The organism is Aminiphilus sp. (assembly GCF_029975095.1).
Classification (GTDB): Bacteria; Synergistota; Synergistia; order Synergistales; family Aminiphilaceae; genus Aminiphilus.
In genome coordinates this window covers 1-5,253 of record NZ_JARKPW010000099.1, presented here as the reverse complement: position 1 = coordinate 5,253, position 5,253 = coordinate 1, and the positions used below count along the sequence as shown (strand labels likewise).

Here is a 5,253-nt window from a genome sequence, read left to right as displayed (position 1 = left end):
CGATAACACCCTCATTCCGTTGCGCCGTGATCGCTTGCGTGTCCATCTTCGTCACGTCCGAGCCTGAAAAGCCTGAACGATGCGGCGAAAATGCTCTCCCCGTTCTTTGTAGTTGTCATACGCATCCCAACTCGTGCACGCGGGAGAGAGGAGAACCATCATGCCAGGTCGGGCGAGAGACCTCGAAATCATCAAGGCCGTTTCCATATCAGCGGCCCGCTCATATTTGTCATACCCCGCCTCGTCAAGTGCACGACAGATATTTTCTCTTTCGCTGCCCATCACCACTGCTCGTTCGGCATAGTTTCGTACCGCCTCGGCAAGCCCGTCGTACGATTCTCCTTTACCCTGTCCACCCAGAATGACGATTTTCGGTTTTTCGAGCGAGGCCAGAGCAGTCACCGTAGCAGCCACGTTTGTTCCCTTAGAATCATCCACGTATTCGACTCCATCGATGGTTGCAACAATTTCGCACCGATGCGGCAAAGAACGAAACGTTTTTAATTCTTCCCTCAAACACTCGGGACGTCCTCCCAAAAGAACCGCCGCCGCCATAGCCATGGCAGCATTTTCCGCGTTATGTTTTCCTGGAATGGGCACTATCCGCCGATCAAAAAGAAAGATCCTCTCATCGCCCTGGCGCAAAAAACAGGACTCTTTCTCGAAAAAGACCACTTTTTCAAGCTTCTTCGAGTCTTCCCAAGCAAAGGGCACTGTAGGCATTCTCTCGTGGGTCCTGTAGAGAACCTGTTCCCGCTCCTGCCCGATTAAAGCTCCGCCGTCGGCGAGGAGATCGAAAAGTCGGAACTTCGCTTGTATATACTTTTCAAAGGATCCATGCCAATCCAAATGGTCCGGGTCGAGATTTGTAATGATACCAAGATGGACAGCGATATTTTTCGTCCAGTGAAGTTGAAAACTGCTCAACTCCATGACGACATCGTCGTACTCTACATCCGCAATATCGCCAAGAGGAAGACCGATGTTGCCCGCCACGACAACATTTCGTCCCACACCTCGAAGGAGATGCCCCAAAAGGGACACCGTAGTGCTCTTTCCGTTGCTCCCCGTGACAGCGACAAGGCGTCCCCGAAGAAAAGGAGCCACTGCATCGGCTTCCCCGGTCACCCTTATATTTAAAGAAAGCGCACGTTCCACCAAAGGCGCTTTTGGCGACACACCCGAGCTGAGAAGTAATTCGTCACAGGCGCAGGCCCGTTCGGAATGCCCTTCCTCCCACGAGATTCCCTCGCGGAAGAAAAGAGCTTTTGTCGACTCCGAGAGGACTTTCTGCTCCGTAACGAACACTCGTGCGCCTTTTCTTCGGGCAAACCGTGCCAACGACACTCCGCTGACGCCCGCACCTAAAACTGTTATCCTTTTGCCCGCAAACCTTTCCAACACAGTCACAGTCACAGTCACCGTCTCCTTGCCACGCCATCTCCATCAAATCATCGAAAGAGGAGGAATTTCAACAACACAAATGTTGCAAGCATGCCACATACATGAACAATCCAGAAGCGGGCCACGATTTGTGTCTCACTCCAACCCATCAGTTCAAAGTGGTGGTGCAACGGACTCATGCGGAAAATTCGCCTCTGGAAACCTCTGATCGCTAGTATTTGCAGAATCACCGAGGTGATCTCGACCAAAAAGAGAAACGACAGTGGAACAACAAGAATGGGGGTACCCGAGAAAATAGCCGTGCTCATGAGCAATCCACCAAAGAAATGAGCTCCCACATCCCCCATGAAGATTTTCGCCGGATGTGCATTGTGCCAGAGAAACCCCAAAGCGGTGACTAAACCAGTCATACCAGCCCAGGAAACGGCCTTCTCCACATCACCCAGCGCAAGAAGTCCCGTAAAAGAGATGACCGCTGCGCCGGCGGCGAGTCCGTCCAAACCATCGGTGACATTAAAAGCATTGAGAAAACCGACAGATGCGAACGTCAAGAGCATCGCGGCAAGAAAAAATTCCGGACGAAAACCTGGAAGAAATTCCAAATTCTGCGACGCAACAAACAATGACCACGGCAAACATACGGCGATCTGCGCCAAAAACTTTCCACGACTCGAAAGGCCTTCACTGGAACGATGCGAGAACTTGAGCCAATCATCAACAAATCCCACAAGTCCGGCGGCGAAGGGGAGACTCCAGATCTCAACGAGAAATCGCCTCTCTGAAGAGAGGAAGCAAAAAGCAAGGAAACACCCCACAAGCGCCACTCCGAGAAAAACAACGCCTCCCATTGTGGGTGTGCCACCCTTACGTTCAAGATGGCCTTGAGGTCCATATAATTTAATAAATTGTTCTATCCGCAACGTTTTTTGTTTTTTCAACCACCATTCCTGCATAATCACATTCAACACAAGCAGACAAACACCGCCAGCAATCGCCGTTGTCGTCATGTTCTCCGGGCCAATCCCCGCACCACCTTTTCCAGTTCGTAATACCGGGATCCCTTCACAAGGAGAATGTCCTCCGGTGCAAGCAAGGATTCTACCACGGCAAGAGCCTCCTCGGCATTGGCAACAGAGAAAACGTGATTATTCCGGAAGCTGCGCTCTCTATTAACATAGACGTCTTTCCATTCCTTGCCCACGAGAAGGACGACGTCACAACAAAGCGCTTTTTCAAGGAGACGCTCATGCCAAACCGCACTCTCTCTACCCAGTTCACGCATGCCCCCCAGGATCGCTACGATTCGCTCCTCATCCTTCTTTTTTATTGCAAAAAGGTTGTCCAATGCGACCGAAAGAGAAGCTGGATTCGCGTTGTAGGCTTCATCGATAAGCAGTCCGCCCCCCTCTCGAAAGAGGATGACTCCCCGGCCTTGCGGCGGTGTCATTGTACCGATCCTCCGGACAAGCTCTTCCAAGGGTTGTTCGAACGCAACCCCCAGAGCGAATCCAAAGGCAACAGTATACGCATGCTGGATGCCGAAAAGGGGCACGGAACAATCGAGAACTTTTCCAAAAACATCACAACGGACTGACAATTCCGGAACCATACCGTCAAAGCGTGATTCCGCATGAAGAATACGTACTCCCCCCCCCGAAGGGACTTGATACCCTATGGGGAAAAGTCGCCAAGGTCGGTTAGTAGTTTCCACACGCCGCCTCAGGAGATCATTATCATAATTATAGGACAAAGCGCGGAGCTGCCGTGAGCAGGTAATTTCCCACTTTGCGCTGAGAACTCCCTCTATGGATCCGAATCCTTCAAGGTGTGCCGGAGCAATTTCCGTAATCACTGCTATATCAGGCTCATAGGTTTCGGTAAGTTCACGTATTTCTCCGGAAGCATTCGCGCCCATCTCCAAAAGGAGGACTTCCGTGGCAACGGGCATGGAAAGCACGGTGAGCGCGCATCCTATCCGGGTGTTGTGACTCTTGGCAGCGGAATGGACACGTAGAGCGGGAGAAAGGACGTTACGCACAAGCTCTTTGGTGGTGGTTTTCCCTACACTTCCGGTTACGGCAATGCGTCGGCGAGGTTTGCAACGTGCAAGATAGGCAAGTGCCATGTCCTCCAGGGCTTTTTCCGTATTTTCCACCCAAAGGACCGCGTTCTCCCTGTCAAAAGAGTCCACGGCGAACAAATCCCTTCTATCGCTTTGCAGAACAAAGAACGTCGCACCTCTCGAAAGTGCGTCCGAAACAAAGCGGTGACCATCCACGGAGGCGCCGGGAATCGCGGCAAATCCCTCGCCTGGCCGCACTTCCCTGCTGTCGGTCCGAAACATTGACGGCATCGCGCCATCCGGTCCCGTCAAGAAACCTTTTGCCGCCGCCGCCGCCTCACTGCGCTTCCAAAACGATGCCTGCGTCATTCCCATGAAATACTCCTATCTTTCGCCCAACGTAAAAAAGCATCCTTGTCGCTGTAGGGAATTTTGCGGTTTTCCCGAAGAATGTAGCGCTCCGGCCCCTTTCCCGCAAGAAGAACAACGTCACCCGGACCTGCCGCATCCAAAGCGGTACGCACTGCCTCTTCTCGTTCGAGAATGACGAGGGTTCGTTCTTCACCACCGACTTCGCGTATTCCCTCCAGGTTCTGTTGCGCTATCGCTGCGGGATCCTCGTTTCTCGGGTTGTCCATGGTGACGACAATGCGATCTGCCAGCGCGGCCATCACTTTCCCTATGAGGGGTCGATTTTCCGCGTAGCGTTCTCCACCTGATCCGAACACCACAATAATACGTCCGGAACAGATCTCTCGAAGTGTACAAAGCACTTTCTCCATCGCATCCGGACTGTGGGCGTAATCAATGATGCACGCGAACCCGCTGTGCGTTCGAAACCGCTCCATCCGCCCCGGCACCTGAGGGACATTTCGCAAACCGATAAGAATCATCTCCGGATCGATACCCACCGCATAAGCCAGGGCTGTCGCACCTAAGGCATTCGCAAAGCTGAATTTTCCTGCAAGGGGAACGGAGAAAGCAAGTGGCGATCTGCCAGGAAAATGAAGTTTTCCGGACACACCTTCGAGCGTTGAGGAAATATCGCTTCCGTACACGGCGGCACCATTTTCAGACGTAAAGCCAAATCCCAACAAGGAGTTCCCGTATTTCGACAGGAGACGTCTTCCATAGGGGTCATCCGCATTCACTGCGCCTTTCCAACCTTTCAATGTATATTCTTCAAAAAGCAAGGATTTTGCCTCGAAATAGCCTTCCATTGTTCCATGAAAATCCAAATGTTCCGATGTGAGATTTGTAAAAAGAACACCCTCAAAGAGACAGCCGCGAAGTCGACCAAGCATTAAACCATGAGAAGACGCTTCAAGAACACAGGTGGAGCACCTGTTTTTCACCATGCGCGCCAACCAGTGCTGGATATCGCTCGCCTCAGGCGTAGTTCGCTCTGCGTATTCATCTACCATGCCGTCACTGTAGGTGATTGTTCCCAGGAGACCACAGGGTTCTCCCGCTGCTTGAAAAATTGAACGTAAAAGGTATGTGGAAGAGGTTTTTCCATTCGTACCCGTAACCGCAAACATGCGCAACTTTTCCGACGGATAGCCTTCTAGTGCGGCAGCAACGTATCCAAGGGACTTACGAATATCCGAAACAAGGATCTGGGGAAGTGGCAACGAAAGAGGTTCTTCACACAGGAAAGCCGCAGCTCCTGCGGCTGCGGCCAACTCTGCGAAATCCCGACCATCGTGATTTTCTCCTCGTACACAGCAGAATAGAGAGCCCGGAGAAACTTGCATGTGTTCGACAACTTCATTCTCCAAATAAGG

The 5,253-nt window shown here is 52.0% G+C and carries 4 protein-coding genes; all 4 read right to left on the bottom strand.

Features of this window, described 5'->3' with window-relative positions; all coding sequences use genetic code 11:
* Window positions 1-51: 51 nt before the first annotated feature.
* Window positions 52-1,416, bottom strand: a complete 1,365-nt coding sequence (murD, locus tag Q1K49_RS05905) for a UDP-N-acetylmuramoyl-L-alanine--D-glutamate ligase (RefSeq protein WP_300523935.1) — start codon at window positions 1,414-1,416, stop codon at window positions 52-54.
* Window positions 1,417-1,451: 35 nt separating this feature from the next.
* Entirely contained in the window at window positions 1,452-2,411 is a 960-nt protein-coding gene (gene mraY / locus Q1K49_RS05900; protein WP_300523933.1) for a phospho-N-acetylmuramoyl-pentapeptide-transferase, read from the bottom strand.
* Window positions 2,408-3,748, bottom strand: a complete 1,341-nt coding sequence (murF, locus tag Q1K49_RS05895) for a UDP-N-acetylmuramoyl-tripeptide--D-alanyl-D-alanine ligase (protein WP_300523938.1) — start codon at window positions 3,746-3,748, stop codon at window positions 2,408-2,410. The genes mraY and murF overlap by 4 nt, the downstream gene beginning before the upstream one ends.
* A gap of 83 nt (window positions 3,749-3,831) precedes the next feature.
* Window positions 3,832-5,253 (bottom strand): UDP-N-acetylmuramoyl-L-alanyl-D-glutamate--2,6-diaminopimelate ligase (locus Q1K49_RS05890; protein WP_300523931.1); only part of this gene is annotated, 1,422 nt, incomplete at its 5' end.

Coding starts and splice junctions, on each gene's coding strand:
- mraY (WP_300523933.1), bottom strand. CDS start 2,411: ATGACGACAACGGCGATTGCTGGCGGTGTTTGTCTGCTTGTGTTGAAT.
- murF (WP_300523938.1), bottom strand. CDS start 3,748: ATGTTTCGGACCGACAGCAGGGAAGTGCGGCCAGGCGAGGGATTTGCC.